The sequence below is a fragment of the Microbacterium sp. 16-032 genome, from assembly GCF_041079455.1.
GTDB classification, from domain to species: domain Bacteria; phylum Actinomycetota; class Actinomycetes; order Actinomycetales; family Microbacteriaceae; genus Microbacterium; species Microbacterium testaceum_A.
This window is the reverse complement of record NZ_JBFYGQ010000001.1, coordinates 499,435-513,637: the sequence shown is the minus strand read 5'-3', so window position 1 is coordinate 513,637 and position 14,203 is coordinate 499,435. Positions and strand designations below refer to the sequence as shown.

Below are 14,203 nucleotides of genomic sequence, written 5' to 3'. Positions count from 1 at the left end.
GCCTCGCGCAGACGGTTGAATGGACCGGTGCTTCCCGAACCCGATCCCCAGCTGTGCCAGGCCCTCGCCGACGACCTCCGCACCGCGGACTACACGAGCGCCGCCCTCCGCGCCGCCTGGGGACCCCAGGCCGACGACGCCGTCGCGAGGGGTCTCCGCCGCCCGGCCACGCGCGCGTTGGGTGAGCGCGGCGATGCGCTCGCCGTGCTGGGTCGTCTGTGGGGGCTCGGGCTGCCCGTCCCGCGCGGTGACGCCGAAGCGGCGCTGCCGACGTTGCGCGTCGACGGAGCGGCCGCGCTCGGACTGCTGGAGATCTCGGGGGATGCCGTGACCCCCGCCGTGCTCGTGAGGCCTCAGGCCTTCGCCGACGACGAGGGGGAGGTCGAGTGGTGGATCGCCAGTGACCTCGACGAGGCGGCCCTCGAGGGTCCGCTCCCCGAGGACCACGTGCTCGGCGTCGGCGGGGCCTCCCAGACCCTCGCGCGCCTGCAACTCACCCGCCGAGCGCGCACGGCCCTCGACATCGGCACGGGCTGCGGCATCCAGGCCCTCCGACTGCGCCGGCTCGTCGACCACGTGGTCGCGACCGACATCTCCGAGCGCGCGCTGCGCTTCACCCGCCTCAACGCCCTCGTGAACGGCGTGGACGGGATCGAGACCCGCCTGGGCTCGCTGTTCGAGCCCGTCGCCGGCGAGACGTTCGACCGAGTGGCATCCAATCCCCCGTTCGTCATCACGCCGCGCGTCGCCGGCGTTCCGGCGTACGAGTACCGCGACGGCGGAATGGAGGGCGACTCCCTCGTCGCGGCGGTCATCTCGGGCGTGGGGGAACATCTCGCGCCCGGGGCGGTGGCGCAGTCGCTGGGAAACTGGGAGTACCGGTGGGGAGAGTCGGGGCTCGACCGCGTGCGCGGGTGGGTCGGCTCGTCGCTCGACGCGTGGGTGATCGAGCGCGAAGTGCTCGACCCCCTCGCGTACGCCGAGCTGTGGGTGCGTGACGGTGGCACCGTTCCCGGCACACCCGAGTACGCGCGGCTCATCGACGCGTGGCTCGACGACTTCGCGGCACGGGGAGTGACCGGCGTCGGGTTCGGGTACGTGCTGCTGCGGCGCCCCCTCGCGGGCGGGCCGACCCTCGCGCGGTACGAACGCGTCTCGGGCGGAGGCGAATCGGCGTTCGGACCGCACCTCTCGGCATCCCTCGCCGCCCATGACCGGGCCGCCCTGCTCGACGACGACGGACTGGCCTCGAGCGTGCTGCGCGTGGCTCCCGACGTCACCGAGGCGCGCCACCACCGACCGGGCGAGGAGGACCCCTCGGTCATCGAGCTCCGACAGGGCGGCGGCTTCGCGCGCACGCTCGAGGTGGACCCGGGGCTCGCGGCCCTCGTCGGCGCCTGCGACGGCGACCTGGCCGTGGGAGCCCTCATCGATGCGATCGCCCAGCTCATGGAGGTGGATGCCGAGGCCCTGCGCACCGACCTGCTGCCGCGGGTGCGTGAGTTGCTGGTGACGGGGTTGCTGGGCTTCGCCGACGACTGACGCGTCGCGACTGCCCGACGGAGCCGTCGGCGGCCCCGGATAGGCTCGAAGGCATGCTGAACATGGCTGAGGGTCTCGCGCGCCTCGAGGAGCTCGCCGCGCATCCCGTGGTCGCCACGCTCGCCCGGGTCTTCGCCGATGCCGGTCGCGATCTGGCGATCGTGGGCGGTCCCGTGCGCGATGCCCTGCTGGGGCGCGTGACCCACGATTTCGACTTCACCACCGACGCTCGCCCCGACGAGATCCTCGCGCTCGTGAAGCCCGTCTCGAGCGTGCAGTGGGACGTCGGACGGGCGTTCGGCACCATCGGCGCCCGGGTGAAGGGCGAACAGGTCGAGATCACCACGTATCGCGCGGACAGCTACGACGGGGTCACCCGCAAGCCCACCGTCGAGTTCGGCGACACCCTCGAGGCCGACCTCAGCCGCCGCGACTTCACCGTGAACGCCATGGCGCTCCGCGTTCCCGCCCGCACGCTCGTGGACCCCACCGGTGGTGTGGAAGACCTCATCGCCGGGCGCTTGCGCACGCCTATCGATCCCGCCGTGAGCTTCGGCGACGACCCCCTGCGCATGCTGCGCGGAGCCCGCTTCGCGTCGCAACTCGACTTCGTCGTCGACCCCGAGACCCTGGACGCGATCCGCGAGCTGCGCAGCTCGCTCGCCATCGTCAGCCCCGAGCGCGTGCAGGCCGAACTCGTGCGGCTCTTGCAGACGGATGATCCCGTCCGCGGCATCCGCGTTCTCGTCGAGACCGGGCTGATCGACGAGTTCCTCCCCGAAGTCCCCGCCCTGCGCCTCGAGGTCGACGAGCACCACCACCACAAGGACGTGTACGAACACTCGCTGACGGTGCTGCGCCAGGCGATCGCGCTCGAGAAGCAGCGACACCCGGATGCCGCCCCCGATGTGCCCCTGCGGCTGGCGGCCCTCCTGCACGACATCGGCAAGCCCGCCACCCGACGCCTCGAAGCGGGCGGGGGCGTCACCTTCCACCACCACGACATCAAGGGCGCGCGCATGGCGCGCAAGCGCCTGCAGGCCCTGCGCTTCGACGCGGCCACGACCACCGTCGTCACCCGGCTGGTCGAGCTGCACCTGCGCTTCTTCGGCTACGCCGAGGGAGCGTGGACGGATGCCGCGGTCCGGCGCTACGTGCGCGACGCCGGAGACGAGCTCGAACGCCTGCACATCTTGACCCGGGCCGACGTGACCACGCGCAACAAGCGCAAGGCACAGCGCCTGGCATCCGCGTACGACGACATCGAGGCCCGCATCGCCGCGCTCCGCGAGCAGGAGGAGATCGACTCGATCCGCCCCGAGCTCGACGGCAACCGCATTCAGGAGGTCCTCGGCCTCACGCCCGGTCGCGAGGTCGGCGAGGCCTACCGCTTCTTGCTCGAGCTGCGCCTCGACGAGGGCGTGGTGGGCGAAGAAGAGGCCGAGAAGCGCCTGCGCGAATGGTGGGCGGCGCGGGGCTGAAGCAGCCCTGTCACCGCTCTTGGGTGGTTGGCGCGACCGTCATGCGGATGTCGTGGGTGACGCGTCGGCGGTGGACGACGGCCGTCGACTCGTCGCCGGTCCGATCAGCTCGACGGTACATGCTCAATCCGGAATGAAGCGATAGGCCGACGCCCGGGACGGTATTCGGAAGCCCCCACTCCCCCGAAGATCCGTCCCGGGCGCCTGTCTCAGTGCGGTCGGTCGCCATCGTCGTCGGTGTGAGCGAGCGCGACGATCACGAGGTGGGTGAGATCGATGCCGACGATGTGCGGTTGGTCGGTCACGGGGTGACCGCCCCGAGCTGACCGTCAGCATTTGGCTGGGGCATGGCTGTGGGGAGCGGTGTCTGTTCGGTTTTCGTTGCCGATTTCACGACATCCTCGGGGAGTGACTGCACCCGTGAGAACGGGAAGTCCGTAGGTTCCGCGTTCGCGATATCGTCCGGCGTCATCCAAGAACCCGCCGGCAACTCTCTGAGCGGGAAGATGTTCCAGGCGTCGTTACCCCCGGGCACCGGGTAGGGCACCGGCACCGGACCGCCGCCACCGTAGAAGTAGCCGTCGATCGTCTGCGGCCCCTGGTCACGTCCGACCGTGGTGAGCGGAGTGCCGTCCTGGTCGAACAGTTGAACGACGGGGATGGGGTTGCCCTCGGCGTCGAACGCGAAGATGTTGCGGATGCGCGAACCGTCGACCGAGAGCCCCGAGACGACGTAGGGCTCGGGAACCGCGTTGGCGCGGTTCAGCGCGAGGCCCACACCCTGCGCGAACAGGCCCGCGAGAATCGGAAGGGCGAGTACGGCGCCGATCGTCAGGAACGACCGCAGAATCCGCACGCCGTTTCCCGGGAGCCAACGCCCGCGGCCCCACTGCACGCTCAGGGTGACGGCGGCGAGGAGGACCGCCCACGCGACCGCATTGCCGCCGAGGGCGAGGATGGCGCCGAGCAGGCCGCCGGAGACACTCGACGGCACGACGATCCAGACCAAGAGGTACAGGCAGACGTACCAGGTGGCGCCGCGAACCAGCCACCAGACCGGACGCAGCGCGCCGAACAGGTCCAGCATCCAGGCGCCGACCGGGTTTCTCTGAATGACCTCGCCGACCTCGCGCCACCCGTCCACCACCTGCTTCAAGAGCGGCTCGCGTTTCCGGGCTGTGCGAGGCGCACCACGCTCGGGGAGCCCCGCGGCGGAGCGGAGTTCGGCGGCGTAGGTGGCGGCGTCCGGGGTCTCGAAGTGCTCTCCGGCCTCCGCGGCCTGATCCGACAGATCCGCTTCGAGGCCGTCGAGCAGGTCATCGACCTCGTCGACGGGGAGATCATCGAGATGAGAGCGGACGGCGGCGGCGAAGGCGCGGATATCGTCGTGGACGGTCGTGGTGGTCATCGTGCATCTCCGATCGTGCGCAGCTTCGGGGTGGGAGTCGTGTCCTCGAGAAGGTTCGTCATGGCTGACGAGAAGTGCGTCCAGCTGGCACGTTGTGCGTCGAGCAGCTCACGGCCCAGCGGGTTGATCGCGTAGTACTTGCGGTGCGGCCCGCCCTCCGACGGCACGACGTAGCTCGACAGCGCGCCCGCGGAGTACAGGCGGCGGAGCGTCCCATACACCGACGCGTCGCCGACCTCGCCGAGCCCCGCTTCGCGCAGGCGCCGCACGATGTCGTACCCGTAACCGTCGTCGTGCTGCACGACCGCGAGCACCGCGGCATCCAGCACCCCCTTCAACAGCTGCGTCGTATCCACGCGGCCCCCTTCGCTTGTCTGCCTCGGACAGTACCACGCACTGCACAGTAGTGCGGAGTGCATACCCGGGTGATTTCGGAACGCCGAGGGGGTGGCATCCATGATCCGGATGCCACCCCCTCGAGGTTCGCGTCAGGGCACGACGACGGCGCGGCCGCGCACCTGCCCCTTGTGCAGCTTCGCGTACGCCTCGACGGCACCGTCGAAGCCGTAGCGCTCGACGTGGACGCCGACCGCGCCGCTGCGCGCGAGGTCGAGCACCTCGATGAGCTCGCTGCGGGTGCCCCAATAGGGAGCACGCACCGCGGCGCCCATCGGCGTGGAGAAGAACCCGGCCGGCATGATGCCTCCGCCGATGCCGACGATGTGGATGAAGCTGTCCATTCCGGCGACCGCGCGCGCGAGGTCGATCGTGGGCTGCACGCCGACGAAGTCGAATACCGCGGTGGCGCCGAGTCCGTTCGTGAGCTCGCGGATGCGCTCGGCCGCGTGCTCGTCGGAGTTCACCGTGTGGTGCGCACCCACCTCGCGAGCGAGGGCCAGCTTGTCTTCGCCGAGGTCGACGGCGATGACGGTGGCCTGGGTGATCGCGCGGAGGATCTGCACACCGACGTGACCGAGGCCGCCGACGCCGATGACGACGGCCGTCGCACCGGGGTACAGCTTCTCTTTCGCCGAGACGATCGCGTGGTACGGGGTGAGTCCGGCATCGGTCAGCGAGACCGTCTCGACGGGATCGAGGTCGCCCAGCGGGGCGAGGTGTCGAGGGTCGTCCACGATCACGTACTCGGCCATCGCGCCCGGGCTCCCCAGGCCCGGAGGGGTGATGCCCATCTCGGCCGCGTAGGGGCAGTAGTTCTCGGCACCCTGGGCGCACGCGTGGCAGCGCCCGCAGCCCCACGGTCCGTAGATCGCGTAGGCCGCGCCGATCTCGACGCCCTCGACGCCCTCGCCGAGTTCGTCGACGATGCCCGCGCCCTCGTGGCCGAGGGTGAGCGGCAGGCCGTAGGTGTACTGGTCCTCGGGGAGGTCCATCACGAACCAGTCGGAGTGGCACAGCCCCGCCGCGGTCACCTTCAGACGCACCTGGCCCGGGCCCGCGTGGGGCTCCTCGATCTCGACGACCTCGGGTCCTTTGCCGATCTCGCGGTACTGCACAGCCTTCATGGCGTTCCTTTCTGTCAGTCCTTCCACCGTGCGCTCGCCGGCCGTGGGCGGTAACGGGGGTTGACGGCGTTTCGAGGGGATCGGGAACCGTTCTCATCGGCGGGGGAAGAATGGATGCCTCGCACCGGTGCCGCTGGGCCGCGCGCACGTCGTGTCGTGGGAGGTCGCGCCGTAACGGGGCGCGTGTCGTGCAGTGGGGTGGTCGACGACCGCCCCGGTGCACCGAGTGCGCCCCAGTGATGCCCGCCCTCCCCCACGCGCACCACGCGACCTACACTGGGAGCCACCTCCGTCACCGCCGATGGGAGTCCCGTGCCCTCTCCATGGTCGCGACCGACTGTTTCCCCCGAGACCTCGGGGCTGTTGATCGCGCGTGCTCACGAGGAGCTCATCGCCGGCAACGACGACCGCCGACTCGACGACGTGCGACCGCTCGTGCAGGAGTCGTGGCGGAGGTCCTTGGCATCCCTCGTCGGCCCCGAAGGTCTTCCTCCGCTCGACCTTCCCAGCGGCGAGCTGGAGGCCTACCGCCGCGCTCACCCGCTCGCCGGGGTCATGGACATGGTGCGTTCTCTGCTCCTGCCCGGAACTGCGGAGGAATCGGGCGTGGTCGTGGCGGTCGGCGATGCTGCGGGCCGTCTGCTGTGGGTCGAAGGTGATCGTCACATCCGCGCCCTGACCGGCGACATGGGGTTCGTGGCGGGGGCGAATTGGGCGGAGGATGCCGTGGGCACGTCCGCTCCCGGAACGGCGCTGACTCTCGACAGGTCGGTGCAGATCCGCGGTGCCGAACACTTCAATCGCCTTGTGCAGCCGTGGTCCTGCACCGCGGCGCCCGTGCACGATCCCGAGACGCGGCGTCTGCTCGGTGTGATCGATGTCACCGGAGGGCCCGAGGCCGTGACCCCTCAAGCCCAGTTGTTGGTGGATGCCACGGCCCGGGCGATCGAGAGCGAGATCCTCGTGGGGCGGCTGCGCGCTCAGCAGGCTCCTCCCCCGCGGCGGTCAGCGCCGGCCCGGGCTCTGCTGCGCATCCTCGGACGGGATCGCGCGCTGCTCGAGGTCGGGGGTGCGGCGGTCGAGTTGAGCGCCCGGCACGCGGAGATCCTTCTGCTGCTCGCCGTGCACCGGGAGGGGCTGTCGGCCGAGGCCCTGAGCGAGGCGGTGTACGGCCACGCCGCCGTCGAGACGCTGCGCCCCGAGATGGTGCGGCTTCGGCGCGCGCTCGTGCCGGTGGCGCCGCGTCTCGTTCCGGCATCCCGTCCCTATCGACTGCCCGTGGGCCTCGAGACCGACGCCCAGCACGTGCTGTCGCTGCTGGACAGGGGTGCGCATCGCGTGGCGCTCGCCGCGTACGCCGGACCGGTGCTGCCGGAGTCGGAGGCACCGGGAGTGGTCGAGGTACGCGAATCGGTGCGCTCGACCCTGCGAGAGGCCCTCATCGAAGAGGCGGGGGTCGACGTCCTGCTCGCCTACGCCGAGACAGCCGATGCGCGCGATGACGAAGAGGTGCTGCGGCTCTGCCTCGAGCTCGTTCCCGCCCGCTCCCCCAAGCGAGCGGGACTGGTTGCTCGACTGGAGCGTCTCGCTCGGGGGTGACACTCCGCGCTCGCCCGGCGCCACCAGGGGATTTCCCGAGAGCGTCCCCGATGTCGGAGGCCCTCGTTACGCTGAACATATGGACGAAAACGCGCTCGACATTTTCTCGGCAGCACGCGCCCGTCGCGACGTGGGGCGTATCCGCGAGGCCCTCGCCGAGGTCAAGGCGGGTGACGTCGCGCGCGTCATCGTCCGCTCCCCGCGCTACGGCCTGTACGCGCTCGAGGGCACCGTGCGCATCGGCGTGGGCGGGCAGCCGCTCGTGGGCGACGTCATCCTCGCCACGAGCGCCGAGATCCAGCGCATTGACCTCGGCATCGAGGCTCCCCAGCCCGCGCTCGAGGCCGACGTTGTCGATCCCTCGACCCTCCCCCACGGAACGCCCGTGCGCGTGACCTTCCTCACGCCGACGCACCAGACCTTCGCCCTCACCGGCCCGATCACGGCGGGCAACGACCGCTTCCTGCTCGTCGGCAGCTGGATCGTCGCCGACGACCGCGCGATCGCGCCGCGCGTGCAGAGCATCGAGCGCCTCGACGGCGTCGACCTGCACGAGGTCAACGTGCCCCCGCTGCGCTCGGTGCTCGCCGACGCCGACGCGTAGACAGCGTTCGCTCGAACGGACGCCGCGGCCCGAGGGTCGCGGCATCCGTCGTTCTGTCCGGCCGTCCTGCCCGCGTCGGCGTCGGGCTTCTGGCGCGGTCACCGCGCCCGCGTCGAAGCCGCATTCGTTCGTCGACGACGCACCCGTTTCGCGTCGAACTGGTGCGGTCTCGTCGAACGAATGCGTCCTGAGCGCACGCCCGCTCGCCCGTGCAACCCGATGCAACCTCCTGCGGCGTACCGTCGGCGCATCGCCGCCCGAAGCCGACGCGGCGACTCATGACCGTCGAAGGAGACACGCATGACCATCGTCGAAGAAGGCGTATCCAGCGTCTACGCCGCCCCGGGAACCCGCGGGGCCGTCGCCGAGTACCGCTCGCGGTACGGGCACTACATCGGCGGCGAATGGGTCAAACCCCACTCCGGGGAGTACTTCGAGAACATCACCCCCGTCACCGGCAAGCCGTTCTGCGAGGTCGCCCGCGGCGACGCGCACGACATCGACCGTGCGGTCGAGGCCGGGTGGAAGGCGTTCGCGTCGTGGAAGAAGACCACTCCCGCCGAGCGCAGCGTCATCCTGAACAAGATCGCCGACCGCATCGAAGAGAACCTCGAGAAGATCGCCGTCGCCGAGACGTGGGAGAACGGCAAGCCGGTGCGCGAGACGCTCGCCGCCGACATTCCCCTCACGGTCGATCACTTCCGCTACTTCGCGGGCGTGCTGCGGGCGCAGGAGGGCTCGCTCAGCCAGCTCGACGAGAACACCGTGGCCTACCACTTCAACGAGCCGCTCGGTGTGGTGGGTCAGATCATCCCGTGGAACTTCCCGATCCTCATGGCCGCGTGGAAGCTCGCTCCGGCCCTCGCCGCGGGCAACTGCGTCGTGATCAAGCCGGCCGAGCAGACGCCGGCGTCGCTGCTCTTCCTGTTCGACATCATCGGTGACCTGCTCCCCGCGGGCGTGGTGAACATCGTCAACGGCTTCGGCATCGAGGCGGGTGCACCGCTCGCGCAGCACAAGCGGATCCGCAAGATTGCCTTCACCGGCGAGACCACGACCGGCCGCCTGATCATGCAGTACGCCTCGCAGAACCTCATCCCCGTGACGCTCGAACTCGGTGGCAAGAGCCCCAACGTCTTCTTCGAAGACGTCGCCCTGCACAACGACGACGCGTACTACGACAAGGCGCTCGAGGGCTTCACGATGTTCGCACTGAACCAGGGCGAGGTCTGCACGTGCCCGTCGCGCTCGCTCATTCAGCGGTCGATCTACGACCAGTTCCTCGGCGACGGCCTCGAGCGCGTGAAGAAGGTGCGCCAGGGCAACCCGCTCGACCCCGAGACGATGATCGGCGCGCAGGCCTCGAACGACCAGCTCGAGAAGATCCTGTCGTACATCGACATCGGCAAGCAGGGTGGGGCGAAGCTCCTCACGGGCGGTGAGCGCGTCGACCTCGGCGGCGACCTGTCGGGCGGCTACTACGTCGCCCCGACCGTTTTCGAGGGCACGAACGACATGCGCATCTTCCAGGAGGAGATCTTCGGCCCCGTGCTGTCGGTCACGTCGTTCGACGACTTCGACGACGCCATCTCGATCGCCAACGACACGCTCTACGGCTTGGGCGCGGGCGTCTGGGCACGCAGTGGCGACACCGCCTACCGTGCCGGTCGCGCGATCGAGGCGGGCCGCGTCTGGACGAACACATACCACCAGTACCCCGCGCACGCGGCGTTCGGCGGATACAAGCAGTCGGGCATCGGTCGCGAGAACCACCTCAAGATGCTCGATCACTACCAGCAGACGAAGAACCTGCTCGTGTCGTACGCCGACGGGGCGATGGGCTTCTTCTGAGTCGCAGCGGCGCCGGGGCTTTCGGGCCTCGGCGCCGCCTCGCCATGTCCCACAAATGGTCGTCTGAGCACCCCTCAGACGACAGAAAGTGGGACATCGTTCGAAAGGAACGGGACATGGCCGAGTTCTCTCGCGTCGATGTGACGGATGCCGCGGCCGCGCTGCTGCGCGAGCTCACGGCCACGCACGGGCCGCTGATGTTCCATCAGTCCGGCGGTTGCTGCGATGGCAGCTCCCCCATGTGCTACCCCGTGGGCATGTTCATCACGGGGCCTAGCGACGTGCACCTCGGCGACATCGATGCGGGTCTCGACGACCCGATCGAGGTCTACATGTCGGAGTCGCAGTTCGAGTACTGGAAGTTCACGCACCTGACGATCGACGTCGTCCCCGGTCGTGGCGCGGGCTTCTCGGTCGAGGGACCGACGGGCATGCGCTTCCTCATCCGCTCCCGGATGCTGACGGAGGAGGAGGCGGAGGCGTTCGGAGTGGGCGCCGACCGTTAGAGCCACCCGCGCTCGACGGCCACCCGCACGGCATCCGCACGATTCCGCCCGCCGGTCTTGCCGATCGCGCTCGACAGGTGGTTCTTCACGGTGCCCTCCGAGAGGTGGACGGTCCGCGCGATGTCGGCGATCGAGCCGCCGTCGCGGGCAGCGGCGAGCACGTCGGTCTCCCGCTCGGTCAGGGGCGAGTCGCCCTGCGCCAACGACTCGGCTGCGAGAGCGGGGTCGACCACGCGCAGTCCCTGGGAGACCCGCCGCACCGCGTCGGCCAGCTCGGCCGCGGGCGTGTCCTTCACCACGAAGCCCGAGGCGCCGGCCTGCATCGCCCGCGCCAGGTAGCCGGGGCGTCCGAAGGTCGTGACGATGAGGGCACGGCATCCGGGAACCTCCGCACGCAGCTGCGCGGCGGCGGCGATCCCGTCGATCCCGGGCATCTCGATGTCGAGAAGGGCGACCGTGGCCCCCGACGTGCGCGCCGCCTCGACCACCTCGTCTCCGCGTCCGACCTGCGCGACGACTTCGATGTCGGCCTCGAGTCCGAGCAGGGCGGCGAGGGCGCCGCGAACGAGGGCCTGATCGTCGGCGATGAGCAGTCGGATCACCACGCCACCTTCACTTTGAATCCGCCGAGGTCGCTGCGACCGATGGTCAACCGTGCTCCCGAGGTCTCGACGCGTTCGCGGAGTCCCGTGAGTCCTGAGCCGGTGGATGCCGTGGACGCCGGGCCGCAACCGTCGTCGACGACCTCGATCGAGCGGTTGTCGAGTCGCACGCGGCAGGCGCTCGCGCCCGAGTGGCGCACCACGTTGGTGACGGCCTCGCGCACGACCCATCCCGCGAGCTCGCGGCGGTCTGCGGGCACCTGGTCGGTGGAGCCGGGGAGGTCGGCCGAGACGCCGGCGCTCTCGAGCGCGGCGCGGGCTGCGGCGAGCTCGCCGCTGATGCTCACGCCACGGTAGCCGTGCACGGTCGCGCGCACGTCGGCCAGGGCTCCGCGGGAGAGACCCTCGATCTGGGCGATCTCGTCGCGGGCGGCCGGGGAGCCGGCATCCATCAGTCGTCCCGCCAACTCGGCCTTCACGGTGATCACCGTGAGCGAGTGTCCGAGGATGTCGTGCACGTCGCGAGCGACGCGGCCGCGCTCGCGTTCGGCGGCGAGTTCGGCGATCTGCTCTTGAGCGGCGCGCAGCCGCTCGAGGGTCGAGATGTTCTCGACGAAGCTGAACATCATGATCGAGATCGAGAGGATGATCGCCGAGTTCACGACGTTCGAGAACGCGTCGGCCCCCATCGCCTCGCCGACGACGAACGACAGGGCGCTGAGGGCGGGGACGAAGAGCCAGGTGGTCCTGCGGCCCATCGCCGAGACGGCGAACGCGACGCCAACGAAGGTCCACATCCAGCGGACGTCGGTGCCGAGCCACGGAAGCAGCGTGAGGCTCAGCGCGAAGAGCACCACCGTCGGCAGCAGCCGGCGCAGTCGCGACGTGGTGACGCGGGCGTAGGGAACCGCCGCCATGAACACGGCCGCGAACACGACGATGATCGCGGTGCCGACGAGGTGACCCGCGACGCTCGGACCCTCCCACAATTCGACGAGGACCGGGAAGGTCCAGATCAGCGAGATCGACGCCCCGATGAACCAGCCGCGGCGGAACGGACGGCGGCCCGGAACGCGGGTGCGCTCCGGGCCGGTCGTCGTGCTCACGTCGTTCACCCTAGGCGTGTCAGCCGCGACGCGTGTCGCGACGGAAGAAGGAGACGGTGCCGGCGATGAACACCGCGAGCCAGACCACCGCGTTGACGAGGGCGCCGAGGTCGAATCCGTCGCCGGTGAGGGGCGAGCGAGCGAGCTCGCCGATGCCGTAAACCGGCGTCAGCTTGCCGATGACCTGCAGGAAGTCGGGCATCGACGACAGGGGGAAGAACAGCCCGCCGAGGAACGACAGCAGCACCACCGCGAGGCTGGTGATCTGCGCCGCGTTCTCGCCCGGCACCATGTACCCGACCATCAGGCCGAGCGTGGTGAAGACGGCTCCGGCGAGCACCCAGGCCGAAAGGCCCGTGACGATCCACTGCACCGGGGCGAGCTGCACGCCCGCGCCGGCGGCCACCGCGTAGGTCGCGATGACCGCGATCAGGCCGAACATCATGCCCGCGAGCATCTTGACGACGACGTTCGAGATGGGGTTGAGAGGGGTGAGCCGCAGCTGCCGCGACCAGCCCTGTGCGCGCTCGACCGCGACCGACGCCCCGGTCTGGGTCGCCGACATCATGGTTCCGTACATCGCCATCGAGACCATGATGTACGCGGCCACCGACACTCCCCCGGACGCCAAGGGAGTACCCGTCAGCGGCACGTCGAGCGTCTGGAATCCGACGATGAAGAACATCAGCACGGGGAACGCGACGGTGAACAGGATGCTGCGCGGATTGCGCAGCTTTCGCACCAATTCGATGCGCAGATAGGTCAGTGTGAACCCGCCCATGGCGGGCAGCGGGCGGTCGAGGGCGATGGCGGTCATCGGAGTGCTCCTGTCGAGACGAGGTCGGATGCCGAGGGCTCGGCGGTGAGCGTCAGGAACACGCTCTCGAGGTTCTGGGCGGTGATCTCGAGATCCCGCGCCGAGGTGGAGGTGAGGAGGTGACGCGCCAGGGCGTCGGAATCCCGCGTGTGCACGGTGATGCGCTCGCCGGCGGCCTCGACCGAGTCGACGCCCGGAACGGCCGCGAGGGCCGTGAGGTCGGCATCCGGGAGAGTCACCTGAACGACCCGCCCCGAGACGAGGTTCTTGATCTCGGTGGTGCTGCCGTCGGCCACGATCTGCCCGCCGCGCATCAGCACGATGCGATCGGCGTACTCGTCGGCCTCGTCGAGGTAGTGCGTGGCGAACATCACGGTGCGTCCGCGCGCGGCATCCGCCCGGATCGCGTTCCAGAACGACCGGCGTGCCTCGACGTCCATGCCGGTGGTGGGCTCGTCGAGGATCAGCAGCGCCGGGTCGCTGACGAGTGCCATCGCGAAGCGCAGACGCTGCTGCTCGCCGCCCGAGCACAGGCCCACCTTGCGGCGGGCGAGGTTCAGGATGCCGGCACGCTCGAGGGCCTCGTCGACGGGGCGCTTCTCGGCGAACAGGCTCGCCGTCAGCTCCACCGTTTCGCGCACGGTCAGGTCTTTCAGCAGCCCGCCCGACTGGAGGACGGCAGAGACGAGGCCCCGGGCGACGGCTCCCCGAGCGCTGTGGCCGAACACCTCGATGCTGCCGGCGTCGGGGTTCGTGAGGCCCAGGATCATGTCGATCGTGGTGGTCTTGCCCGCGCCGTTCGGGCCGAGGAAGGCCACGATCTCGCCCGGTCGGACGGTGAGGTCGACGCCGCGGACGGCGTGGACGGAGCCGAAGCTCTTGACGACGCCCCGCGCGTCGATCGCGGCGGGGGTGGGGGTGGAGGAGGTCATGTGTTCATGCTGGCCTCGGAGCGCCCGCCACACATCGGACGGCTGTCACCATTCAGAGGTGACGTTCGTCATGGGTGGATCCGCGGGTGAATTCTGCCGCGTACGCGGGTGATATCTGGGGATAACTCTCGAGGGTTGCCGCCGAATTCGTCTACCTTTCCGGCATGCAGGTGGCGAGTCGAGTCCGACATGAGACGGGTTGACAGATGAGAAGGTTGGCCGCGATTGCCGC

At 69.9% G+C, this 14,203-nt stretch carries 13 protein-coding genes; 6 read left to right on the top strand and 7 right to left on the bottom strand.

What is annotated here, in order from left to right; all coding sequences use genetic code 11:
• Positions 1 to 27 precede the first annotated feature (27 nt).
• Positions 28 to 1,542, top strand: coding sequence for a methyltransferase (locus tag AB6V31_RS02350; RefSeq protein ID WP_369363800.1), 1,515 nt, complete (start codon positions 28 to 30; stop codon positions 1,540 to 1,542).
• 53 nt (positions 1,543 to 1,595) lie between these two features.
• Positions 1,596 to 3,023 carry a CCA tRNA nucleotidyltransferase gene (locus AB6V31_RS02345; protein WP_369363798.1) on the top strand — a complete coding sequence of 476 codons (1,428 nt, stop codon included), beginning with the start codon at positions 1,596 to 1,598 and terminating at the stop codon, positions 3,021 to 3,023.
• Positions 3,024 to 3,324: 301 nt separating this feature from the next.
• Here AB6V31_RS02345 and AB6V31_RS02340 read toward each other — a convergent pair whose 3' ends face one another.
• From AB6V31_RS02340 to AB6V31_RS02330, 3 genes are all read right to left on the bottom strand, one after another.
• Positions 3,325 to 4,431, bottom strand: a complete 1,107-nt coding sequence (locus AB6V31_RS02340) for a hypothetical protein (protein ID WP_369363796.1) — start codon at positions 4,429 to 4,431, stop codon at positions 3,325 to 3,327.
• Positions 4,428 to 4,787, bottom strand: coding sequence for a PadR family transcriptional regulator (locus AB6V31_RS02335; protein ID WP_369363794.1), 360 nt, complete (start codon positions 4,785 to 4,787; stop codon positions 4,428 to 4,430). Before AB6V31_RS02335 ends, AB6V31_RS02340 begins: the two co-directional genes overlap by 4 nt.
• Before the next feature lie 132 nt (positions 4,788 to 4,919).
• Positions 4,920 to 5,954: an NAD(P)-dependent alcohol dehydrogenase gene (locus AB6V31_RS02330; RefSeq protein WP_251505103.1), complete on the bottom strand. Its 1,035-nt coding sequence runs from the start codon at positions 5,952 to 5,954 to the stop codon at positions 4,920 to 4,922.
• Positions 5,955 to 6,266: 312 nt separating this feature from the next.
• Here AB6V31_RS02330 and AB6V31_RS02325 point away from each other — a divergent pair, with 312 nt between their 5' ends.
• From AB6V31_RS02325 to AB6V31_RS02310, 4 genes are all read left to right on the top strand, one after another.
• Positions 6,267 to 7,553, top strand: coding sequence for a GAF domain-containing protein (locus AB6V31_RS02325; RefSeq protein WP_268102846.1), 1,287 nt, complete (start codon positions 6,267 to 6,269; stop codon positions 7,551 to 7,553).
• A gap of 79 nt (positions 7,554 to 7,632) precedes the next feature.
• Entirely contained in the window at positions 7,633 to 8,157 is a 525-nt protein-coding gene (locus tag AB6V31_RS02320) for a hypothetical protein (RefSeq protein WP_056225005.1), read from the top strand.
• A 300-nt stretch (positions 8,158 to 8,457) separates the two neighbouring features.
• Positions 8,458 to 10,008, top strand: coding sequence for an aldehyde dehydrogenase family protein (locus AB6V31_RS02315; protein ID WP_369363791.1), 1,551 nt, complete (start codon positions 8,458 to 8,460; stop codon positions 10,006 to 10,008).
• A 116-nt stretch (positions 10,009 to 10,124) separates the two neighbouring features.
• Entirely contained in the window at positions 10,125 to 10,514 is a 390-nt protein-coding gene (locus AB6V31_RS02310) for a DUF779 domain-containing protein (protein ID WP_056225001.1), read from the top strand.
• Here AB6V31_RS02310 and AB6V31_RS02305 read toward each other — a convergent pair.
• Genes AB6V31_RS02305 through AB6V31_RS02290 form a run of 4 tightly spaced genes read right to left on the bottom strand, consistent with a single transcriptional unit; the run spans position 10,511 to position 13,971 of the window.
• Positions 10,511 to 11,116: a response regulator transcription factor gene (locus AB6V31_RS02305; protein WP_279365654.1), complete on the bottom strand. Its 606-nt coding sequence runs from the start codon at positions 11,114 to 11,116 to the stop codon at positions 10,511 to 10,513. The two genes, AB6V31_RS02310 and AB6V31_RS02305, sit on opposite strands and share 4 nt — an antisense overlap.
• Complete coding sequence (locus tag AB6V31_RS02300) at positions 11,113 to 12,222, bottom strand: sensor histidine kinase (protein WP_369363788.1); 1,110 nt, start codon at positions 12,220 to 12,222, stop codon at positions 11,113 to 11,115. The genes AB6V31_RS02305 and AB6V31_RS02300 overlap by 4 nt, the downstream gene beginning before the upstream one ends.
• 19 nt (positions 12,223 to 12,241) lie before the next feature.
• Positions 12,242 to 13,039, bottom strand: a complete 798-nt coding sequence (locus tag AB6V31_RS02295) for an ABC transporter permease (RefSeq protein WP_369363786.1) — start codon at positions 13,037 to 13,039, stop codon at positions 12,242 to 12,244.
• Complete coding sequence (locus AB6V31_RS02290; protein WP_369363784.1) at positions 13,036 to 13,971, bottom strand: ABC transporter ATP-binding protein; 936 nt, start codon at positions 13,969 to 13,971, stop codon at positions 13,036 to 13,038. Before AB6V31_RS02290 ends, AB6V31_RS02295 begins: the two co-directional genes overlap by 4 nt.
• Positions 13,972 to 14,203 lie beyond the last annotated feature (232 nt).